Origin of the sequence: Chryseobacterium arthrosphaerae (assembly GCF_001684965.1) — a bacterium.
In the GTDB taxonomy this organism is placed as follows: Bacteria; Bacteroidota; Bacteroidia; order Flavobacteriales; family Weeksellaceae; genus Chryseobacterium; species Chryseobacterium arthrosphaerae.
In genome coordinates this window covers 302759-323023 of record NZ_MAYG01000023.1, presented here as the reverse complement: position 1 = coordinate 323023, position 20265 = coordinate 302759, and the positions used below count along the sequence as shown (strand labels likewise).

The window sequence follows — 20265 nt, the reverse complement described above, 5'->3', positions numbered from 1 at the left end:
CCCTGAATGCCCTTTTTCAGGATGATCATTTAATCTAACTAAATCTAAACTTATGAAATCATTTGTAGACTATTCCTCAGATTCGGATTTTTCTATACATAATATTCCTTTCGGAGTCGCAGTTTTTAATAAAGAATACATCGGATGCTGTACAAGGATCGGAGATCAGGTCATTGATCTTGCCACTTTGTATGATCTCGGATATTTCGAAGACATTGAAGGATTAGACGACAATGTTTTTGAAGCGTATACCATCAACGAATTTATTGAGCTGGGTAAACCTGTTACCAACGCCGTTCGTACAAGAATCCAGGCATTGTTACAAGAAGGTTCTACCCTGTCAAAAGATCAGAAAACCATTGAAGAAGCGTTTTATGATCTTGACAAAGTAAAAATGATGATGCCTGTTCACATTCCGAATTATACAGACTTTTACAGCAGCATAGAACATGCTACCAACGTAGGAAAAATGTTCCGTGACCCTGCCAACGCATTATTACCCAACTGGAAACATTTACCGGTAGGTTACCACGGTAGAGCCTCTTCTATTGTAGTTTCAGGTACAGAGATCAACCGTCCCAAAGGACAAATGAAGCCTGCAGATGCAGATAAACCTGTTTTCGGACCTTGCAAGCAGCTGGATTTTGAACTGGAAATGGCTTTCATCGTCAACAAAAATACGGAGATGGGAGAAAGTATTTCTACGAAAGACGCTGAAGATGCGATCTTTGGAATGGTGGTATTCAATGACTGGTCTGCAAGAGATATCCAATCCTGGGAATACGTTCCGCTTGGACCATTCCTTGCGAAAAACTTCGGTTCATCCATTTCTCCATGGGTAGTTACCCTTGAAGCACTGGAACCATTCAGAACAGCTTCTCCGGTACAGGATCCTGAAGTGCTGGATTATTTAAAATTTGAAGGTGATAAAAATTACGACATCAACCTTGAAGTATATATCCAGCCTGAAAACGGTGATCAGAACCTGATCTGCGAAAGCAACTACAAATACATGTACTGGAATATGAACCAGCAACTGGCTCACCACACTATAAACGGATGTAACATAGAAGTGGGTGACCTATATGCCAGCGGTACTATTTCCGGAAACGATCCAAAATCTTTCGGTTCTATGCTTGAGCTGACATGGAGAGGTCAGAATCCTCTGTCATTAAGCAACGGCGAAGAAAGAAAATTCATTGAAGACAACGATACCGTTACCATGAAAGCATGGGCTGAGAAAGATGGTGTGAGAGTAGGTTTCGGTGAAGTTTCGGGTAAAATTATTCCAACACTTTAATAATTATTTTTAAACACTTTAGTTTTTTAAGCTAAATGATTATGGAAAATTAAGTTCACTTTAGTGTTTGAAAATCTACGATTTTCATTTTAATGCATTATGATAACTCAAAAATCAGTCAATGATCTTTCTTATAAAATTATTGGGGCTTGTATTGAAGTTCATAAACTGGCAGGTCCAGGTTTATATTAAGAAGTTTATCATCAATGTTTAGAAAGAGAATTTAATCTGTTAGGTTTAAAATACCAGAGTGAACTTGAAATTCCTTTTTTTTATAAAGAGAAACGTATAGATTGTAAGGTAAAATGTGACTTTTTAATTGAAGAATTAATTGTTTTGGAATTAAAATCAGTTGCTGAAATTCATCAGATTCATAAAGCACAAACTATAAACTATATGAATTTATTAAAAGTACCTCGTTCAATTTTAGTCAACTTCAATGTTACCAACCTTTATCATGAAGGCTGTGAATCTTTGTATCTCCGATCTTTAAAGGACTTTCAAGAGAATGAAAATCGTAGATTTTCAAACTTAAGTGCACTTCAATAAGACGCAATCAGAAATAACTTAAGCAACTTAAGTGTTAAAATGAAAAATATGAAAACAGTAATCCCCTCTGAAATAACCTCCGTACAACTACAGACCATCATGCAGACCGCCGTTTCACCACGTCCTATTGCACTTGCTTCTACTGTAGATAAAGATGGTAATAATAACTTATCTCCGTTCAGTTTTTTTAATATGTTCAGTACGGTTCCTCCGATCTTGATTTTTTCCCCATCGAGGAGAGTACGTGATAATACCACCAAACATACGCTGGAAAATGTTCATGAAGTAGCTGAAGTGGTAATTGGAACAGTGAATTTCCCGATTGTACAGCAGATTTCATTAGCTTCCACAGAATATGAGACCGGAGTCAATGAGTTTATCAAATCCGGCCTTACGATGAAAGATGCAGATCTTGTACAGCCTAAACTGATTGAAGAATGCCCTGTCAACTTTGAATGTAAGGTTTTAGAGATAAAATCATTGGGTGATCAGGGTGGTGCCGGAAACCTCGTGATCTGTGAAGTCCAGAAAATCCATATCAGAGAAGAATACCTGAATGAAGCAGGAAATCTGGATCAGAAAAAACTGGATATGGTAGCCCGCTTAGGAGGAAACTGGTATTCCAGGAGCAATGAGAACAGTCTTTTTGAAGTTCCAAAACCCCTGGTTACTAAAGGAATTGGCTTTGATCTTCTGCCTGATGCTATCAAATACAGTAAAGTATTCACCGGAAACGATCTGGGAATGCTTGCCAATACGGAAGTTTTACCTGCCGGTGACTTTCATGCTGATGAAAACATTCATCTTGACGCACAGAAATTACTTCTGGAAAGCAAAGTTGAAGAAGCGTGGGTTTTACTCACGATACAATAAAAAAATCGGTCTGAAATTTCAGACCGATTTTTTATTTAGGATGAAGCTGGAGGTTGGAAGTTTAAAAAGCTTTTTGAATAACTGCTGCCCAAATGAATCACCTTTGGAAAACAGTCTTATTTTGATTTCAATAGATAGGGAAAACCATTCATAACTTCCAACTTATATCTTCCAGCTTTCTTCTTATATTTTACTTCATTTTCAATCATTCTTAAAACGTAATTTTCCGCTTTCATCAAAGTTTGTCACTTTACCATTTTTATCAATGGAAACACTCAGTTTGTCATTTTTAGCATCATAATAAATGCTTGTAGCAAATCCGGGGCAGTCATGCTGCTTACATCCTGTCAGTTTATAAATTCCATTTTCTGAGGTGATAGGACCTTCTACATTGAAATTTTTCACCATTTCATCATACTGTGCTCCTGTAAGTTTTTTCAGTCTTTCTGAGATAGCTTTATCTTCAAATAATTTGATATCATGAGGATATTTTCCTACACTTTTAGTAATAATATCTGTTGACCTTGAAGCAGAAGGAGGAGGTGATGCTACAGAATCATTTTTTGTGATCACAGAATCTTTAGGCATTACGGTAGCCAAAGTATCTGTACTTACAGAGGTTTCTGTTTTTGTTTCTTTTTTACATGAAACAACACATAGTGAAAGCGCAAATGCGCCTGCAATAATTTTTTTCATAATTATACTGATATGGTGGTTAATTTATTATAACGCATCTTTACCCGTTTTATTTCAGTTTTTCTTTGATAAACCCAATACACTTTTCTGTGACTGTATTCAGGTCCTGCGGAAGATCCTGTTCCGTCCAGGGTTCTTTTGCTCCGAAAGTATGGTTGGCGTTTTCAATAAGGAACAGTTCTGAATTCGGGTTCAGGATATGAAGATGTTCTGCATGTTTTGCATCCACGGCTTCATCTTTGGTCCCATGAATGATCAGCATATGGGCCTTCGCCATTTCAGTGGCTCTTTCCACATCAAAGCGGTGGATATTCTGCTCATAATCTTCATAAAACTGATAATAATGAGGCATCTCCTGGTGGGTACGTCCGTTTAAAGCATAGTATACCCCTTCCTTTTTCCAGTTTTCAAATGCTTGTCCTGTGGGAAATCTTTCCAAAGTATCCACGCTTGCCAGGGTGATCAGACCGTTGATTCTTTCATCTTCAAACGTTTTAATGATTGAAATTCCGCCTCCCCTGCTGTGCCCGATCAGCACCACTTTTTCCGGATCTGCATTCGGATGGTCGATAAAATGATCAATCACAACACTAAGGTCTGAAAGTTCTTTAGTATAATTATTATTCCCAAATGCTTCAAGATCTGCAAAATCGCTTGGGTTGTCTACTGTGGTACCATTGTGCGAAAAATTAAAGGTAACAAAGAAAAAACCTGCTTCTGCAAACTTTTTGCCCATCAGATCCCATGCGCCCCAATCTTTATATCCTTTATATCCGTGAACAAAGACTACGAGAGGCCGTTTTTTTCCGTTGTCAATGTAAAAAATATCAGCAAGAAAACCTTTTGTTTCTTTATTTTCTAAATATATATTCTTTTCACTAATCAAATTCATAAAATAAATGGGTTTTATTTAATATTCTTTATATTTATAAAGCTAATTTAAATTGAAATTTATGAAAAAAACTCTACTTTTTTTATTTTTAATTACTTTTTCTTTTGCAGTCTGCCAGACGTCCAGAAGAGTATTCTTCATCGGAAACAGCTATACCAATGTCAATAATCTTCCCGGTCTGATCAAAAATGTAGCCGATTCTGCAGGTGATATATTGGAGCATCAAAGCCAGACACCGGGAGGGGCAACGCTTCAGAGCCATATCAACAGTACCACTGTCGCCACGCTCAATCAGGGAAACTGGGATTATGTGGTATTGCAGGAACAGAGCCAGCTTCCTTCTTTTCCGGAACAGGTTGTTCAAGCCAGGTCTATCCTTATGCTGCACAGCTTTCTGACCTTATCAAAACGACCAATCCGTGTGGAAATGTCATTTTTTATATGACCTGGGGCCGTAAAAACGGTGATGATACACGTTGTAATGCCCAACCTGAAGTATGTACCTATGAAGGAATGGATAACCTGATCTATCAGCGTTATGTGGAAATGGCACAAGCCAACGAAGCCCTTCTGTCTCCGGTTGGCAAAGTATGGCGAAGCATCAGGCAGCAGGATCCTTCTTTAGAGCTTTATGATCCGGATCAGTCACATCCCAGTTATCTGGGTTCCATGGCAGCTGCCTATACATTCTACACCATCATTTTCAAAAAAGATCCTACCCTGGCTTCCTATATCGGAAATCTGGCTCCTGCACAGGCCCAGTTGATCAAAAATATTGTGAAAGCAGAAGTTTATAATACGCTGGATACATGGAATGCCGTTTCCAATGATGTTCACAGCAGATTTGTTTATCAGCACACAGGAAACTCTGCCATTCAGTTTACCAGTAAAACACCCAATGCTACCACTTACCTGTGGGATTTCGGAGATGGCAATACATCGGTACAACAAAACCCTGTGCACACTTATAATTTGCCGGGAGATTATGATGTAAAACTTACAACCGATGCCTGCGGATCCAATACTACCAAAACAAAACGGGTAACAGTCAGCAATCTCAGCATCAAAGAAGTAACTCCCGAAGACCCGGTTCAGGTGTATCCTAATCCTGCCCAAAGTGTAGTCAATATCAGCACTAAAAAGAACATTGAAGTGCTTTCCTTTACCGATTCCACCGGGAGAATCATCCCGCACACTGTGAACAAAACCGATTCCGGCTATACCATTCCACTCCACCATTTACCTTCCGGGATTTATCTTTTACATTATAAAACAGGAGAAAAAGAATTGATCAAAAAAATTATTAAAAAATAACCTTATTTTTGCTTCATGCAGAATTTAAGAACTGTAACCGTAATGCGTTACATTCTGCCGCTGAGGGAGGGAGGTTCTCTTCCCGCTCTGGCAGAAGCTGATGATGACTTTAAGTATGTTTTAAAATTCCGTGGTGCAGGCCATGGGGTAAAAATGCTGATCTCCGAACTTCTGGGCGGAAAAATTACAGAAGCTCTCGGGCTGAAAATCCCGGAACTGGTTTTTGTAAATCTTGATGCCGACTTCGGGAGAACGGAAGCCGATGAAGAAATACAGGACCTGCTGAAGTTTTCAGAAGGACTGAATCTTGGGCTTCATTATCTTTCCGGCTCTATTACTTATGACCCCGGAGTAAGCGTTGACCCGCTTCTGGCTTCAAAGATCGTCTGGCTGGATGCCTTCATTACCAATATAGACCGTACTTTTAAGAATACGAATATGCTGATGTGGCATAAGGAGCTTTGGATCATTGATAATGGTGCGTCTTTCTATTTCCATCATTCATGGCAGAATTTTGATGCAGCGGCAAAAACCCCTTTCAAATATGTAAAAGATCATGTACTGCTTCCAAAAGCGAAAATGCTGGACGAAGCTGACCGGTTTGCCCATGAAGTCCTGAATGATGAGCTGTTCAGAGACATTGTTAATTTAATTCCTGAAGACTGGTTACATTGGAATGATGCTGATGAAACTCCTGATGAGATCCGTGAGATCTACTTCCGGTTTTTGAAAACCAGATTCGAAAATTCTCAAATCTTTGTAAACGAAGCTAAAAATGCAAGAGGATAAAATATATGAATATGCGGTAATACGCCTGGTGCCCAAAGTTGAAAGAGAAGAGTTTTTCAATATCGGACTCGTGATGTTTTCCAAGAAAGAAAAATTCATCAGAGTGGAGTTTTATCTGTGTCCTGATAAATTCAAACTGATGCACAGTAAGCTGGATTATCAGGACATCATTCAAAATCTGGTAAGCTTTCAGAAAATTGCCAACGGAGATAAAGACGGCGGTCCTATTGCCCTACTGGATATACCTGAACGTTTCCGCTGGCTGACGGCTGTACGAAGTGCTGTGGTTCAGACTTCAAGACCTCATCCCGGAAAATCCAAAGATCTGAATACTACTTTTGGTAAGCTTTTTGAGGAGTTAGTAAAATAGCACACTCCCAAAAAAGTTTATTATGAACTCAACTATACACAACATATCACACTACAGGTTTATTACAAACCTGTTTTTTATTTTATTTTTAAGTTTTTCAAATTCATTTTTTTCACAGTCTTTTCAACAGGGAGCTGCCAAACCCCAACGTGTCAAAAGCACTCTTCTTCCGGAAATCGCTAAGGTTTCTGAAGATATTGTATATAAAACCAACAGAAAGGGAAATCCTGTGAAACTGGATCTTTATCTGCCTCAAAACGCTTCATCCGGGAAGTTTCCTGTATTGATCTATGTGCATGGCGGAGGCTGGATAGAAGGAGATAAAGTAATTCATGCCGACGATTATGTTGAAACCACTGCATCTAAACTGCTTGCCAGACAATATGCAGTACTGAGCATCAACTATACTCTTCTGGATGATAACACGCATTTTCCACTGCCCGTAGAGGATACCAAAGATGCTGTAAGATGGGTGAGAAAAAATGCAGAAAAATATAATTTCGACACCAACAATATCGGTCTTTTCGGGGCTTCGGCAGGAGCGCATCTTTCTTTACTGGCGGCCTATACCCAGGAGGATAAATTTATAGGAAGTCCTGAACTTGCCGGCTATCCCGCCAATGTAAATTATGTGATAGACCACTATGGACCCGCTGACCTGAATACACTTTTCCATACCAGCGCAGGAACCATCCCGGTATCTATGATCGGACTGATCTCTAAAAAAATTATCTCATTGCAGGAAAATCTTGTCAAAGGAATTTCAGGATATGATATTAAAAAACAACAGCAGGAAGCTATCAGTTATCTGAAAACCGTATCACCTACTCATTTTGCTTCTACCGGAGTTCCTACACTAATTGTACAGGGCAATAAAGATAAAGTGGTTCCTTTAAGCCAGGCAAAAAAGCTTCACAGAAAATTGAAAAGAGCAAAAGTTCAGACCTCTCTGATCATTATTGAAAATGGTGTTCACAGTTTTTCAACGACTGATAAGCAGACTCTGGATAGAATGACCGATCAGATGGTGGATTTCGTTGTTTCACAGAAGAAATAAATCAAAAGAAATACACACCACAATAAAATCCAAACATTAAAAACATAATATTCAACAGATTATATTTTTAAATCTTTAAAATCATCATAACTTTGCTAGTTTAGTATACATATTCATCATTTTTATATACAAAATAATTAACTTGGCTTTTATTTAAATTATTTACAATAAAAAAGTCAATATTTTCAATTATTAACTGATAAAAATTAAGGATATGGATATACTGAATAATATAAATGCTCTAACATTAATATTCACATCAATACTTATTTTTGCGATTGCTTATCGTATTTACGGGATCTTTATGGCTAATAAAGTATTGCGGCTTAATGACAATAATACGACTCCCGCTATAGAATTTGCAGACGGTAAGGATTATGTTGCTACGAATAAAAATGTACTTTTCGGTCACCATTTTGCAGCTATTGCAGCGGCTGGCCCTCTTGTAGGTCCCGTTCTGGCGGCACAGTTCGGCTATCTTCCCGGAGCTTTATGGATCCTGATAGGATGTGTATTGGGAGGCGGCGTACATGATATGGTTGTATTATTTGCATCTGTAAGGCACAAAGGGCAGAGTCTTGCAACCATTGCATCAAAGGAGATTGGTAAAACAACGGGTACTGTAGCGGGATTTGCCATTTTATTTATTCTTATTCTTACGCTGGCAGGTCTGTCACTGGCCTGCATCAATGCCATGCATGAAGCTTCATGGTCTCTGTTTACGGTAGTTATCACAATGCCGATCGCCGTGATTATGGGACTTATAATGCGCTATAAAAAGAACAGTGTGCTCTTTGCCAGTATTCTGGGCGGTATACTTCTGATTGCGGGAATTATCGGCGGGCATGGCCTTATGCAGAATGCTACGATGAACAATTTATTTTCATGGGATATCAAAACAATTTCGGTGGCGATTCCGTTATATGGTTTTCTGGCTTCTGTTCTTCCGGTATGGCTGCTTTTAGTTCCCAGAGATTACCTTTCCACGTATTTAAAAATCGGGACCATCATTATGCTTGCTGTAGGTGTTATTGTGATCCATCCTACGGTACAGATGCCTGCCCTTACTGCATTCATCAATGGCGGAGGACCTGTCATAGGAGGTCCTGTACTTCCATTTATTTTTATTGTAATCGCCTGCGGAGCTATTTCAGGGTTTCATGCAGTGATTGCGACAGGGACTACTCCTAAAATGCTCAACAGGGAAAGAGAAATTCTTTTTGTAGGGTATGGTGCCATGCTTGTTGAAGGTTTTGTAGCCCTGATGGCACTGATTGCAGCATGTACTCTGATGCCCGGAGACTACTTTGCAATCAATACGCCCAAAGAGTCTTATGATGCTTTCCTGGCAGCCCACCCTTCTCTGCATGGGGTAGATATTGATTATTATTCACAGAAGATAGGCATTGACCTGCACGGAAGAACCGGTGGCGCAGTTTCTCTGGCTGTGGGAATGGCTCATATTTTTAATAAGATACCTTATATGGATCAGCTGACGGCTTACTGGTACAATTTTGCGATCATGTTTGAAGCGGTATTTATTCTTACGGCTATTGATGCAGGAACAAGAGTTGGACGTTTCTTTTTACAGGAGATGCTGGGCTCTGTAATGCCTAAATTCAATGATAAAAACTGGATCCCGGGAATTATTATCAGCAGTTTGCTTTTTACTTTCGCCTGGGGCTACCTGGTCTACACCGGAAATGTAAGCAGCATCTGGCCTTTATTTGGAATCAGCAATCAGCTGCTGGCAGCGTGCGGACTCATCGTCTGTACCACAATGCTGATCAGGATGAACAGAGGGAAATATGCATTATGTTCTGCTATTCCGGGGGTATTTATGGCCATCATTACATTCTGGGCCGGTTATCTTCAGGTCACCACCATCTATATTCCCAAAGGGCAATACTTATTAGCAGCTTTAGCCGTTACAGCCATGGTACTGATGCTTATCGTCTTTATCGGAGCGTTCAGAAAATGGTACCAGCTGCTCAAAATCACTACTACAGAAACCGATTTCTATGGTGAACAGGTGAAAGAACTTGTGGAAAGATAAACTTCTCCTTTAAAATAGTCAGTGCACTTTGCCTGCTCTGATAATTTTTATACATTTGTTTTGCTTTAGGGGTATTCTGAAAAGAATTGAGAGAGTCCCTTTGAACCTGATACGGCTTACACCGACGTAGGGAAAAGCAAAACTACATTGCCGGCCAATGTGCTTTTGTCTTGGATTTTTTCCTGAAGCTATTTTTTATTTTAATGATAAACAATGGAAAAAATTCTCTGGCAGCACGTTCAGCTTGTAAAACAAAAGTCTCCCCTGGTTCACAACATTACCAACTATGTAGTGATGAACAATACGGCCAATGCCCTTTTGGCTGCAGGAGCATCCCCCATCATGGCCCACGCCAAATCTGAAATCAGAGAAATGGTCAACATTTCAGATGCTGTAGTCATTAATATCGGTACTCTTGATGAATACTGGTCTGAATCTATGTTTATAGCTGCTGAAACCGCTAATGCAATCCACAAACCATGGGTACTGGATCCTGTTGGTGCAGGGGCAACGTCTTTCCGGGATCAGATTTTACAACAGCTTTTGGAATACCGCCCCACCGTTATCAGAGGAAACGCTTCTGAAATTATTGCTCTGGCTAAAATCAATACAACCGTAACTAAAGGGGTAGACAGCACCGCTGCCAGCAATGATGCTGTAGATGCAGCTCAGCTTCTTGTGAATCAATTTAACACTGTTGTCTGTATTTCGGGAGAAACGGATATTATCCTGAATCCGGACCAATGTTTCATGATCAGGAACGGCCATCCGCTTATGACTAAAGTAACAGGACTCGGCTGTTCAGCAACAGCATTGACAGGTGCATTTGCAGGATGTTCGGAAGACAAAACATCAGGTGTGGCAGCGGCAATGGCATTACTGGGTATCGCAGGCGAAATTGCGTCCAAAGAAAGCAAAGGTCCCGGAAGCCTCCAGGTCAATCTGATTGACAAACTTTACAATATCACGGAAGAGGAATTCATCAGTCACTTAAAAATCGACAGGAAATGAGTATACATCCTTTCCCTTATAAGCTGTATCTGGTGATCTCTGAAGCCGACTGTCTGGGAAAAAACTTTCTGGACGTTGCTGAACAGGCTATTCTTGGCGGTGTGGATGTCATTCAGCTTCGTGAAAAATATGACCGTACCGAGGTTTTCATCCAAAAGGCAAAACAGCTTATTGCCATTACAGATAAATATCATATTCCGCTCATCATCAATGACAATATTGAGGTCGCTGAAAAAGTAAATTCTGCTGGCATCCATGTTGGCAACTCTGATACCCCTCCTACTCTTTTGAGACAGCATCCTTTTACGGGAAATAAGATCATCGGTTATTCTATCGAACATCTCTCCCAGCTTGACAACGAACAGACTGCCATATCTGACTATCTGGGAATAAGTCCTGTATTTAAAACAAAAACCAAAACAGACACCATTACAGAATGGGGTCTGGACGGTATTGCAAAGATCAGGCAGCTGACAGAAAAACCTCTGGTTGCTATTGGCAGTATTCATTCCGGAAATGCAGGAGCGATTATAAATGCCGGTGCTGACTGTCTTGCTGTAGTGTCAGCAATATGCGGTGCAGACAATCCTCAGAAGGCAGCTTATGAATTAAAAAATGAAATTTTAAAATGAAAAAATACAGATACCCCTCAGTACTTACCATTGCAGGATTTGACGGAAGCGGCGGTGCAGGTATCCAGGCTGATATCAAAACGGCTTCAGCTCTGGGATGTTTTTCGACATCGGTATTAACGGCTTTACCGGTACAGAATACCCAGGGTGTAAGAAAAATATATCCGGTTCCTGTGGAAGCAGTAGCAGATCAGATCAAAGCTATATTGGATGATATTGTTCCTGATGCCATTAAAATCGGAATGGTTCACACCCCGCAGCTCGTAGACACCATTGTTTCAACGCTTGCTCAATATAAAAAAATACCGGTGGTATTCGATCCTGTTATGGTAGCCACCAGCGGACACAGGCTGATTGAAGAGGAAACCATCAATGCCATTACAGAAAAGCTTTTCCCGATTGCTGATGTAATTACGCCCAATATGGACGAGGCCGCAATTTTAGCAGAGCTGAAGGTAGAAACTCTTGAAGACCTCTACACAGCAGGAAAAAAGATAAAAAACCTGGGCTGTAAAACCATCCTTCTTAAAGGAGGCCATCAGGAAACCTCAACAATTACTTCTTTATTTTATGATGAAAATGAAGTGTTCCACTCTTTTGAAACCCTAAAATTCAATACCAATAACACCCATGGCTCCGGGTGTACACTTTCCTCTGCCATAGCAGCCTATATTGCCCGGGGAAAAACATTGTATGACGCTGTTTCTTCAGGACAGGAATATACTTATCAGGCTATAGAAAACGGAACAGATGTACAGACAGGACTAGGAAACGGTCCGCTTAACCACTTTTTTAACCCTCAAAAACTGATCAAAAATGAAATGGTCTGAACAAACCTGGAAAGATATCGAAGAACTCTATGAATCTATTCTGAAAATGCCTTTTATCAGAGAATTATCGAAAGGTTCCTTACCACAGGAGAAATTCCGTTTTTATATGGCCCAGGATTCCCTGTACCTGGAACATTTCGGGAGAACACTTTCCCTGATTGCCGCAAAGATCGCCGATCTTCAGGATGTACTCGCTTTTATGCGTTTTGCTGAAAATGCTATTGTAGTGGAAAATGCTTTGCATGAATCTTATTTCAAAGATTTTGGGGTAAGTGATAAAGGGATTTTACAGCCTGCCTGTCATCATTATATTCATTTTCTGAGAAGTACAGCCGCTTTAGAATCAGTAGAAATTGCCGTAGCAGCAGTACTTCCGTGTTTCTGGATCTACAGGGAAGTCGGCGATTATATTTACCGTACCCAGAACACAGTAGATAATCCCTATGAAAAATGGATTGACACGTACGCCGGAGAAGAATTTTCAGCAGCAGTGGATCAGGCGATAGCGATTTGTGATAAAATAGCCGAAAACAGCACCGGAGCGACCAGACAAAAAATGACAGAAGCCTTTATCATGGCCTCAAGAATGGAATTCCATTTCTGGGAAGCCGCTTATGAATTGAAAATGTGGAATTAAGCTTTAGGATGAAGCATAAATTGATGGACTGGCTTCTGAAGCCTCTTAATAAAGTTCCTTCTTTTTATCTGTAAAATATTTAAGTCAACAAAAAACGGATCCATTCCCGGATCCGTTTTTTTTAAAAGTATAAAAGTTGATTAAAAATTGAAATTAAGTCTTGAGAAAACATATCTTCCGTTCTGTCCGAACTGGGAGGTGGAACGGGAGTAGATAAACTGATCATTATTGGTAGAAGCAGGAAGATTTTTAGTCGGATAAATATCAAATACGTTATTTACCCCTAACGTCAATCCTATATTCTTCGTAAACTGATAAGCCAAAGATATATCGGTAATCACTTTATCTGCAATTTTCTGGTGTTCATTAAACTCTGTGATACCGTCCCCGTTGGCATCCAGAACGTCAGCTCCGGTTACTTTCCCGAAATAGGTATTTCTTAGGTAGAAGCTCGCATTTTTCCATGATAAGGTATTGGAAAGACTGGCTTTTACTCTTGGCACTGCCTCTTCCAGGTATACTCTTGATTTTTCGGAGAAATAAATCTTTTCCAGTGCAGGCGACTGTAAAAGTCCTGATGAATGAATATCTCCTACCTGCTTGGTTTGGTTCAGGTTGATGGCAAAGTTATTATCCAGTTTAAAATCTGAAAATCTGGTATTATGAGCAATAACCACATCGAGTCCTTTGGTTTCCGTATCGATAGCATTGGTGAAAAACTGAGCACCGTTGATCCTAAAATTATCAAACTCTGTCTGTGCTCCCGAAGGAACATCTTTTCTCAGGAACTGGTCTGTCAGAATAATACGGTTGTCTATTCTTGTAAAGTATCCGTCGGCAGTGAACGTCAGCCCTGCAGATGGTATTCTATAGGTAAATCCTATGCTTGCGGATTTTGAAGTTTCCTGCTTCAGCTTAGGGATATTCAACTGTGCCGCCAGCTGGGAATCGTTACTGAACGTACCTACCTCCAGCAGCTGATTATTGGTAAATAAAGTAGAAGTTATATTATAATAGATCTGATGGATAGACGGAGCTCTGAATCCGGTGGAACCTGCAAACCTCAGGTTAAAATCAGGAGCGATTTTAATTCTTGAAGCCAGTTTATAATTAAACGTTGATCCGAAATCCGAATAATTTTCATACCTCGCAGCAGCGTCTACCAATAACCAATGGGTAAAGTTCAATTCAACATCGGCGTAGGCTGCAACAGATTGTCTGTTTTTATCTACGGCATTTTCAGGTTTGAAACCGTTAAAGACCTGTGAACCTCCCGGCAGTGGCTGCCCAAAGAAATCAGTAGGTCTTTGTTGAGAATTATCTCTGTATACATTTCCGAAAACATCATAAGTAGCATAAGAAGCTTCTTCTCCTGCTGTAATCTTAAAGTTTTCGTAGCGATGTTCGGCACCGAATGCAACGTTAATTCCTTCCCAAACATCATATTTTTTTGAGAAATCTAAATTGATGGTATTTTGTGAAAACCTTAATCCTCCGGCATTAAATTCCCTTGGCGAAGCAAAACGCATTGAGGTATTTCCTGTATTGCTGATGTTATACGTAAAAGAATTCTGGCCGTAAGTATTGCTGAAATCAATATTCCATCCTTCCCATTTTCCTTTGATTCCCGCTGCCAGTGAAATATCCTGAATATCAGTCCCGATCTGAGGCAGGTAACCATTAGGATACAATCCGGTAAAAGTCCTGTTTTCTCTCGGTCTTCTGTAAAAACCACCGGATGTACCGTGTCTTAAACTATACCCTCCGAAAGTATACACCTTCCAGTTATCGCTGACAGGTACCTCAGCATTCAGAAAAAGCTGATGGTTATTCAGTTTGGACTGCCCCACCTGCATATTGAAATCTTTTCTGGTCTGGCCCCTGTAGGCAAGTTCCTGATCTGTAATGTAATTAAGTTCATCGGTAGTAAATGCTCCCGTCTTCAATACATTTTGCAAAGCTCCAATTGTATTGGCAGTCTGTATTTTATTTTGTAAATCTGGAGTAAAATAACTTACGTTCTGTGCATATTGATGGATATAATCAACAATCTGCTGCGAGTTAGGCGTATTGCCGATATCTGTAAAAAGTGAAGAAAGATTCACTCCGTCATTCAGGGCTCTTTGTTCGATTGCATTATAAGCGTTATAGAGTGTTCCGCTTTCTGTTCCGGCTCTGTAGGTAGGATTTCTGAACTGTGAGGTCCAGGTGATGTTAAAAAAACCTCCTTTTGTTCCGATTTTATTTCCATAATTCAGATCCAGCTGAATATTCTGGCCGTCAAAATCTCCTGTATGATCATTTGCTGTAGGAGTCAGATTTCCGCCATAGCTGATCTGTCCTGCCAGTTTTCCCGTATCTTTTTTAAGCTCAAGATTGATAACCCCGGCAATGGCATCTGATCCGTATTGGGCTGCAGCACCATCCCTCAGTACTTCAATTCTGTTTAAAGCAAAGGAAGGAATAGCATTCAGGTCAGTTCCTACCGTACCCCTTCCCGGTGTTCCGTTCACATTCACCAGAGCCGAAGTATGCCTTCTCTTTCCATTGACCAAAACCAACACCTGATCCGGCCCCAACCCTCTGAGCTGTGCAGGATCCAAATGGTCTGTACCGTCTGAATTGGTCTGAATAGTAGAAGTAAAAGATGGGGCAACCGCATTCAGAATTTGCCCGATATTGGTCTGCGGAAGAATAACTGACGATTCTTTTACATTGAATACATCTACAGGAACCGGGCTGTCTACTTTAGATCTCGCTCCTCCCCTTGATCCCAGGATCACTACTTCTTCTACAGTATTGGTTTTGACACTGTCTTTTTTTATTTTGATACTGTCCTTTTCCTGTCCGTAAGTAAAAACTCCCAGGAAAAATAATACAGAGGCTGAAACAATAGTTTTATTTTTCATATAGTTTAGAAATTTGATTGAACATTTATGTTTTTGCAAGGTGCAAATGTAAAATATATTTATTAGTCTACAAAATAGATAGACTTTGTTTTTCTAAAAAATAGTTATAGTTTGTTTCTATCCCTCACTTAAAGTTATGATTAATTAAGGAAATATTCATAAAAAAACATGTTTTTACAGAAGGTTAACCTTAAAATGAATTTTATAAAAACGCTACGCCCGCAAAGAAATAATGTACTTATCGGTTATTCTTCAGGCCGCAACGGCACTTCGTTCAGCAGAGGATTTGTCTTAGCTAAGTGGAACGCCTTTACGAACGAAAAAATGAAACAGTTCAAATAGAAACTATGCGAACTTCGTTTAAATAAAAACAACGGATCCAATAATTGAATCCGTTGTCTTTATATTTTTATTTTGAAATTAAATTTTAGTCAGTTTTGCATATTTGAGAATCAGATTTTTCTCTCCTTCATGCATAAAGACAACTTTGGCCTTGATATTCTGGGGATCGGTTCCATCCAGGAAAGTAACCTCTCCTATTCCGAAACGGTCGTGTCTCACTTTATCGCCTACTTCAATATCCTGGGAAGAAGCTCCGCTAGGATTGATGATTTTGGCTGTACTCACCGGCTTCAGCTTTCTCGTTTCCGGCGCGGGTTTTGAATGATCATCCCTGTTAATAGTCTTTTTCTCAACTTTTTTGAAGCTTTTCATTTCTGAAGGATGCTCGTCAAAAATATTGGATTTCACTCCGGAATTATTGATAAACCTTTTTTCCATGGCAGGATTAAGGAATTCAATATATTCATCATCAATTTCACTTAAGAATCTTGAAGGTTCAGCATCTGTAATTTTACCCCATTGGAAACGGGAAACCGCATAAGAGAAGAATGCCTGCTTTTCAGCTCTTGTAAGGGCAACGTAGAAAAGTCTTCTCTCTTCTTCCAGGTCTTCTCTGGTGGCTGAGCTCATGAAGCTCGGGAAAAGATTTTCTTCAAGTCCCACTAAATGTACCACCGGGAATTCCAAACCTTTTGAAAGGTGAATCGTCATCAGGGAAACCATATCATCCTCAAGATCTTTATCCTGAGTATCGGCAGAAAGGGCGATATTCTCAAGGAAATTGGAAAGGCTGGGATCTCCGTCTTCCAGCTGCATCTGCTCTTCAATGAACCCCTGCATAGAGTTCATCAATTCCTGAACGTTTTCTACTCTGGAAATCCCTTCCGGAGTCTGATCATCTTTCAGAAACTTGATCAGCCCGCTTCGTTTGGCCACTTCCATTGCCACGCTGTAGGCAGTTTCGGTTTTCAGCAATACCTGGAAAGCTTTGATCATAGACCAGAAGTCATTCAGCTTATTCAGCACTCCATTGTTGAGCCCCAGCTGCGGGGCGTACATCGGAAGATTATCCAATACTTTAGATACGGAAACATTGTGGGCATCTGCAAAAACAATCAGTTTATTCTGGGTGGTTTCTCCAATTCCCCTTGCAGGATAGTTGATGATTCTCATCAAAGCTTCAGAATCGTTTTCATTAATCAGAAGACGCAGGTAACCGATGAGATCTTTTACCTCCTTCCTCTGATAGAAAGAAAGTCCACCGTATACTTTGTACGGGATATTTTTACGTCTCAAAGCATCTTCAAATGCTCTGGTCTGAGAGTTGGTTCTGTATAAAATAGCAAAGTCGCTGTACTTTCTCTGGTCACGGTTTCGAAGTTCCCAGATATTTCCGGCTACAAAGTTGGCTTCATCAGCATCCGAAAGTGAGCGGTAAATTTTGATCTTATCACCTTCTTCATTATCACTGAAAACATTTTTCTTAAACTGCTGCAGGTTTTTGGCAATCACAACATTGGCTGCGTTGACAATATTCTGGGTAGAACGGTAATTCTGCTCCAAAGATACTGTTATGGCATCAGGATAATCTTTCTTAAAGTTTAAGATATTATAGATATTTGCCCCACGGAAAGAGTAGATGGACTGGGCATCGTCTCCTACCACACAGATGTTTTCAAACTTTGAAGCCAGCGCTTTTACAATCAGGTACTGTGAATGGTTGGTATCCTGGTACTCATCTACCATAATATACCTGAACCTGTCCTGGTATTTTGCCAGCACTTCCGGAAAACGGGTCAGCAATTCGTTGGTTTTTAATAAAAGATCATCAAAATCCATTGATCCGTTTCTGAAACACTGCTCTACATACTTCTGATAGATCTGCCCTATGAATTTCATATTTGCCTTTTCATCAGCTTCCATCAGTTCAGGATTGTTGAAATAGGCTTTTACTGTAATCAGGTTATTTTTATAGGTTGAAATTCTTGCCTGAACTTTTTTGGGTTTATAAAGATCAGCATCGATGTTCATATCCTTCAATACTTTTTTGATCACATTCAGTGCATCCTGCTGATCATAAATGGTAAAATTGGAAGGATACCCCAGATAATGGGCTTCAATTCTCAGAATTCTTGCAAAAACCGAGTGAAAAGTACCCATCCAGAGACTTCTTGCGTTGCTGTCTCCCACTACTTTAGCAATACGTTCCTTCATTTCACGGGCCGCTTTATTGGTAAAGGTAAGCGCCAGGATGTTAAAAGGATCTATTCCGTTGTGGATCAGGTGGGCAATACGCATTGTAAGCACACGTGTTTTTCCGGAACCAGCTCCGGCAAGTACCATCAAAGGGCCCTGTAAAGAGGTAACTGCTTCATATTGTGATTCATTGAGTCCTTTCAGATAATCCATACTGCAAAAAAATTTGGGATTACAAAATTAAGATATTCAGAGGAGAATTCAAATTAAGATTAAATAAGTTAGGAATCTGAGACAACATAATTGCCGCCTAAATATAAAAGCCTGTGCGTTTTACCACTTAATGCTCAATTTAAAAAGGCGGTTAAAGTGAATTTATTTTATATGCTCTCATTTCTCCTCCCTGATTTATTTTATTATGACTTACCATTCAGATATCTGTAACATTTAATTCACTTTTCCTACTAATAAGCAAAACAATTTCTAACTTTATGAAAAAGCGATTTCTTTCTGCTGCTGCCGTAGCTTTCTTTGGGCTCATGCTGAATGCACAGCAAATCAAATTCGAAGAGTATGATCTTCCCAATGGCCTCCATGTCATTCTTCATCAGGATAATTCGGCTCCGGTAGTCACTACAGGAGTAATGTACCACGTAGGTGCCAAAGATGAAGTAAAAGGAAGAACCGGATTTGCACACTTCTTTGAGCATCTTTTATTTGAAGGAACTCCCAATATCAAAAGAGGAGAATGGTTCAAGATCGTTTCATCAAACGGAGGGCAGAATAATGCCAATACGACTAATGACAGAACCTATTACTATGAAACTTTCCCTTCCAATAACGAACAGCTTGGCCTTTGGATGGAAGCTGAAAGAATGCGCCATGCTGAGATCAACCAGATTGGGGTAGATACCCAGAGGGAAGTTGTGAAAGAAGAGAAGAGATTGAGAATGGATAACCAGCCTTACGGAAATCTTTTCCCGACGATCCAGAAAAACCTGTTTACCAATCACCCGTACAACTGGCCTACAATCGGTTCTATGGAAGATCTTAACGCTGCCAAGCTTGAAGAGTTCCAGGCTTTTTATAAAAAATACTATGTGCCGAACAACGCTACTTTGGTAGTGGCAGGAGACATTCAACCTGAGCAGACTAAAAAATGGATTCAGGAATATTACGGAGGGATCCCAAAAGGAACTCTTTATCCGAAGGACTTCCCGAAAGACACTCCGATCACTCAGGAAAAAGAAGTGACAGCTACAGATCCTAACATTCAGCTTCCGGCATACGTTTTTGCTTACAGAACACCTGCCAACAAAGAAAAAGATGCTTATGTACTGGATATGCTTTCTTCTTATTTAAGCAACGGTAAATCATCGGTTTTATATAAAAAATTAGTAGATCAGGATAAAAAAGCACTTCAGGTAGCTGCATTCAATCAGGGGCTTGAGGATTACAGTATTTTTGCCTTCTTTGCTATTCCGATGGGACAGACCACTAAGCAGACTTTGCAGGCTGATATTGATGCGGAGATCAAAAAACTTCAGACGACTCTGATCTCTGAAGAGGATTATCAGAAAATTCAGAATCAGTTTGAAAATCAGTTTGTGAACCAGAATTCAAGCATTGAGGGGATTGCCGCTTCTTTGGCAACCAACCACGTATTGATGGGAAATACGAATCTGATCAATAAAGAGATTGATATCTACAGATCCATCACCAGACAGGACATTCAGAATGCTGCGAAAAAGTATCTGAACTCCAACCAAAGAATTATCATCAACTACGTTCCTGAGAAAAAATAATTTACCC

The 20265-nt window shown here is 39.9% G+C and carries 17 protein-coding genes, 1 pseudogene and 1 riboswitch; of the genes and pseudogenes, 14 read left to right on the top strand and 4 right to left on the bottom strand.

From position 1 onward, the window contains the following. Positions 1 to 52 precede the first annotated feature (52 nt). The 3 genes and pseudogenes from fahA (at position 53) to BBI00_RS20610 (ending at position 2722) form a co-directional block, all read left to right on the top strand. Positions 53 to 1300 (top strand): fumarylacetoacetase, encoded by a 1248-nt coding sequence (gene fahA, locus BBI00_RS20615; RefSeq protein ID WP_065400712.1) that lies wholly within the window; start codon positions 53 to 55, stop codon positions 1298 to 1300. A 204-nt stretch (positions 1301 to 1504) separates the two neighbouring features. Continuing rightward, a pseudogene (locus BBI00_RS23010) lies at positions 1505 to 1849 on the top strand (GxxExxY protein); the annotation flags it as partial. Positions 1850 to 1897: 48 nt separating this feature from the next. Continuing rightward, complete coding sequence (locus BBI00_RS20610; RefSeq protein ID WP_065400794.1) at positions 1898 to 2722, top strand: flavin reductase family protein; 825 nt, start codon at positions 1898 to 1900, stop codon at positions 2720 to 2722. Between the two features lie 201 nt (positions 2723 to 2923). On the opposite strand, the gene BBI00_RS20605 is transcribed toward BBI00_RS20610, so the two are convergent. Together BBI00_RS20605 and BBI00_RS20600 are read right to left on the bottom strand one after the other, a co-directional pair. Continuing rightward, a complete protein-coding gene (locus tag BBI00_RS20605; protein WP_065400711.1) occupies positions 2924 to 3418 on the bottom strand; it encodes a hypothetical protein in 495 nt (164 codons plus the stop codon). Positions 3419 to 3467: 49 nt separating this feature from the next. Further along, complete coding sequence (locus tag BBI00_RS20600; protein ID WP_065400710.1) at positions 3468 to 4310, bottom strand: alpha/beta hydrolase family protein; 843 nt, start codon at positions 4308 to 4310, stop codon at positions 3468 to 3470. A 61-nt stretch (positions 4311 to 4371) separates the two neighbouring features. On the opposite strand from BBI00_RS20600, the gene BBI00_RS23005 reads away from it, so the two are divergent. The 10 genes from BBI00_RS23005 to tenA all read left to right on the top strand — a co-directional run bounded on the left by BBI00_RS23005 (position 4372) and on the right by tenA (position 13006). Beyond that, positions 4372 to 4755 carry a hypothetical protein gene (locus BBI00_RS23005; protein WP_083988602.1) on the top strand — a complete coding sequence of 128 codons (384 nt, stop codon included), beginning with the start codon at positions 4372 to 4374 and terminating at the stop codon, positions 4753 to 4755. Further along, positions 4752 to 5624 carry a PKD domain-containing protein gene (locus tag BBI00_RS20595; protein WP_083988601.1) on the top strand — a complete coding sequence of 291 codons (873 nt, stop codon included), beginning with the start codon at positions 4752 to 4754 and terminating at the stop codon, positions 5622 to 5624. The genes BBI00_RS23005 and BBI00_RS20595 overlap by 4 nt, the downstream gene beginning before the upstream one ends. 15 nt (positions 5625 to 5639) lie before the next feature. After that, positions 5640 to 6413 (top strand): HipA family kinase, encoded by a 774-nt coding sequence (locus tag BBI00_RS20590; protein ID WP_065400709.1) that lies wholly within the window; start codon positions 5640 to 5642, stop codon positions 6411 to 6413. Then, positions 6400 to 6783 (top strand): DUF3037 domain-containing protein, encoded by a 384-nt coding sequence (locus BBI00_RS20585; RefSeq protein ID WP_065400708.1) that lies wholly within the window; start codon positions 6400 to 6402, stop codon positions 6781 to 6783. The genes BBI00_RS20590 and BBI00_RS20585 overlap by 14 nt, the downstream gene beginning before the upstream one ends. A 22-nt stretch (positions 6784 to 6805) precedes the next feature. Next, the gene (locus BBI00_RS20580) at positions 6806 to 7840 is read left to right on the top strand and encodes an alpha/beta hydrolase (protein ID WP_065400707.1); all 1035 of its coding nucleotides are present in this window, start codon (positions 6806 to 6808) and stop codon (positions 7838 to 7840) included. A gap of 214 nt (positions 7841 to 8054) precedes the next feature. Next, a complete protein-coding gene (locus BBI00_RS20575) occupies positions 8055 to 9896 on the top strand; it encodes a carbon starvation CstA family protein (RefSeq protein ID WP_185116329.1) in 1842 nt (613 codons plus the stop codon). A gap of 57 nt (positions 9897 to 9953) precedes the next feature. After that, positions 9954 to 10046, top strand: a riboswitch (TPP riboswitch). Between the two features lie 63 nt (positions 10047 to 10109). Continuing rightward, positions 10110 to 10907: a hydroxyethylthiazole kinase gene (thiM, locus tag BBI00_RS20570; RefSeq protein WP_065400706.1), complete on the top strand. Its 798-nt coding sequence runs from the start codon at positions 10110 to 10112 to the stop codon at positions 10905 to 10907. After that, the gene (gene thiE / locus BBI00_RS20565) at positions 10904 to 11539 is read left to right on the top strand and encodes a thiamine phosphate synthase (RefSeq protein ID WP_065400705.1); all 636 of its coding nucleotides are present in this window, start codon (positions 10904 to 10906) and stop codon (positions 11537 to 11539) included. Before thiM ends, thiE begins: the two co-directional genes overlap by 4 nt. Then, positions 11536 to 12369, top strand: a complete 834-nt coding sequence (gene thiD / locus BBI00_RS20560; protein ID WP_065400704.1) for a bifunctional hydroxymethylpyrimidine kinase/phosphomethylpyrimidine kinase — start codon at positions 11536 to 11538, stop codon at positions 12367 to 12369. The genes thiE and thiD overlap by 4 nt, the downstream gene beginning before the upstream one ends. Next, positions 12356 to 13006, top strand: coding sequence for a thiaminase II (gene tenA / locus BBI00_RS20555; protein WP_065400703.1), 651 nt, complete (start codon positions 12356 to 12358; stop codon positions 13004 to 13006). The genes thiD and tenA overlap by 14 nt, the downstream gene beginning before the upstream one ends. Positions 13007 to 13146: 140 nt before the next feature. On the opposite strand, the gene BBI00_RS20550 is transcribed toward tenA, so the two are convergent. Beyond that, a complete protein-coding gene (locus tag BBI00_RS20550) occupies positions 13147 to 15915 on the bottom strand; it encodes a TonB-dependent receptor plug domain-containing protein (protein WP_065400702.1) in 2769 nt (922 codons plus the stop codon). Positions 15916 to 16335: 420 nt separating this feature from the next. After that, entirely contained in the window at positions 16336 to 18666 is a 2331-nt protein-coding gene (locus BBI00_RS20545) for an ATP-dependent helicase (RefSeq protein WP_065400701.1), read from the bottom strand. A 278-nt stretch (positions 18667 to 18944) separates the two neighbouring features. On the opposite strand from BBI00_RS20545, the gene BBI00_RS20540 reads away from it, so the two are divergent. Beyond that, positions 18945 to 20258 carry a M16 family metallopeptidase gene (locus BBI00_RS20540; protein WP_065400700.1) on the top strand — a complete coding sequence of 438 codons (1314 nt, stop codon included), beginning with the start codon at positions 18945 to 18947 and terminating at the stop codon, positions 20256 to 20258. Positions 20259 to 20265 lie beyond the last annotated feature (7 nt).

Coding starts and splice junctions, on each gene's coding strand:
- thiM (WP_065400706.1), top strand. CDS start 10,110: ATGGAAAAAATTCTCTGGCAGCACGTTCAGCTTGTAAAACAAAAGTCT.
- BBI00_RS20540 (WP_065400700.1), top strand. CDS start 18,945: ATGAAAAAGCGATTTCTTTCTGCTGCTGCCGTAGCTTTCTTTGGGCTC.
- BBI00_RS20575 (WP_185116329.1), top strand. CDS start 8,055: ATGGATATACTGAATAATATAAATGCTCTAACATTAATATTCACATCA.
- BBI00_RS20605 (WP_065400711.1), bottom strand. CDS start 3,418: ATGAAAAAAATTATTGCAGGCGCATTTGCGCTTTCACTATGTGTTGTT.
- tenA (WP_065400703.1), top strand. CDS start 12,356: ATGAAATGGTCTGAACAAACCTGGAAAGATATCGAAGAACTCTATGAA.
- BBI00_RS20580 (WP_065400707.1), top strand. CDS start 6,806: ATGAACTCAACTATACACAACATATCACACTACAGGTTTATTACAAAC.
- BBI00_RS20610 (WP_065400794.1), top strand. CDS start 1,898: ATGAAAACAGTAATCCCCTCTGAAATAACCTCCGTACAACTACAGACC.
- BBI00_RS20550 (WP_065400702.1), bottom strand. CDS start 15,915: ATGAAAAATAAAACTATTGTTTCAGCCTCTGTATTATTTTTCCTGGGA.
- BBI00_RS23005 (WP_083988602.1), top strand. CDS start 4,372: ATGAAAAAAACTCTACTTTTTTTATTTTTAATTACTTTTTCTTTTGCA.
- thiE (WP_065400705.1), top strand. CDS start 10,904: ATGAGTATACATCCTTTCCCTTATAAGCTGTATCTGGTGATCTCTGAA.
- thiD (WP_065400704.1), top strand. CDS start 11,536: ATGAAAAAATACAGATACCCCTCAGTACTTACCATTGCAGGATTTGAC.
- fahA (WP_065400712.1), top strand. CDS start 53: ATGAAATCATTTGTAGACTATTCCTCAGATTCGGATTTTTCTATACAT.
- BBI00_RS20595 (WP_083988601.1), top strand. CDS start 4,752: ATGACCTGGGGCCGTAAAAACGGTGATGATACACGTTGTAATGCCCAA.
- BBI00_RS20585 (WP_065400708.1), top strand. CDS start 6,400: ATGCAAGAGGATAAAATATATGAATATGCGGTAATACGCCTGGTGCCC.
- BBI00_RS20545 (WP_065400701.1), bottom strand. CDS start 18,666: ATGGATTATCTGAAAGGACTCAATGAATCACAATATGAAGCAGTTACC.
- BBI00_RS20590 (WP_065400709.1), top strand. CDS start 5,640: ATGCAGAATTTAAGAACTGTAACCGTAATGCGTTACATTCTGCCGCTG.
- BBI00_RS20600 (WP_065400710.1), bottom strand. CDS start 4,310: ATGAATTTGATTAGTGAAAAGAATATATATTTAGAAAATAAAGAAACA.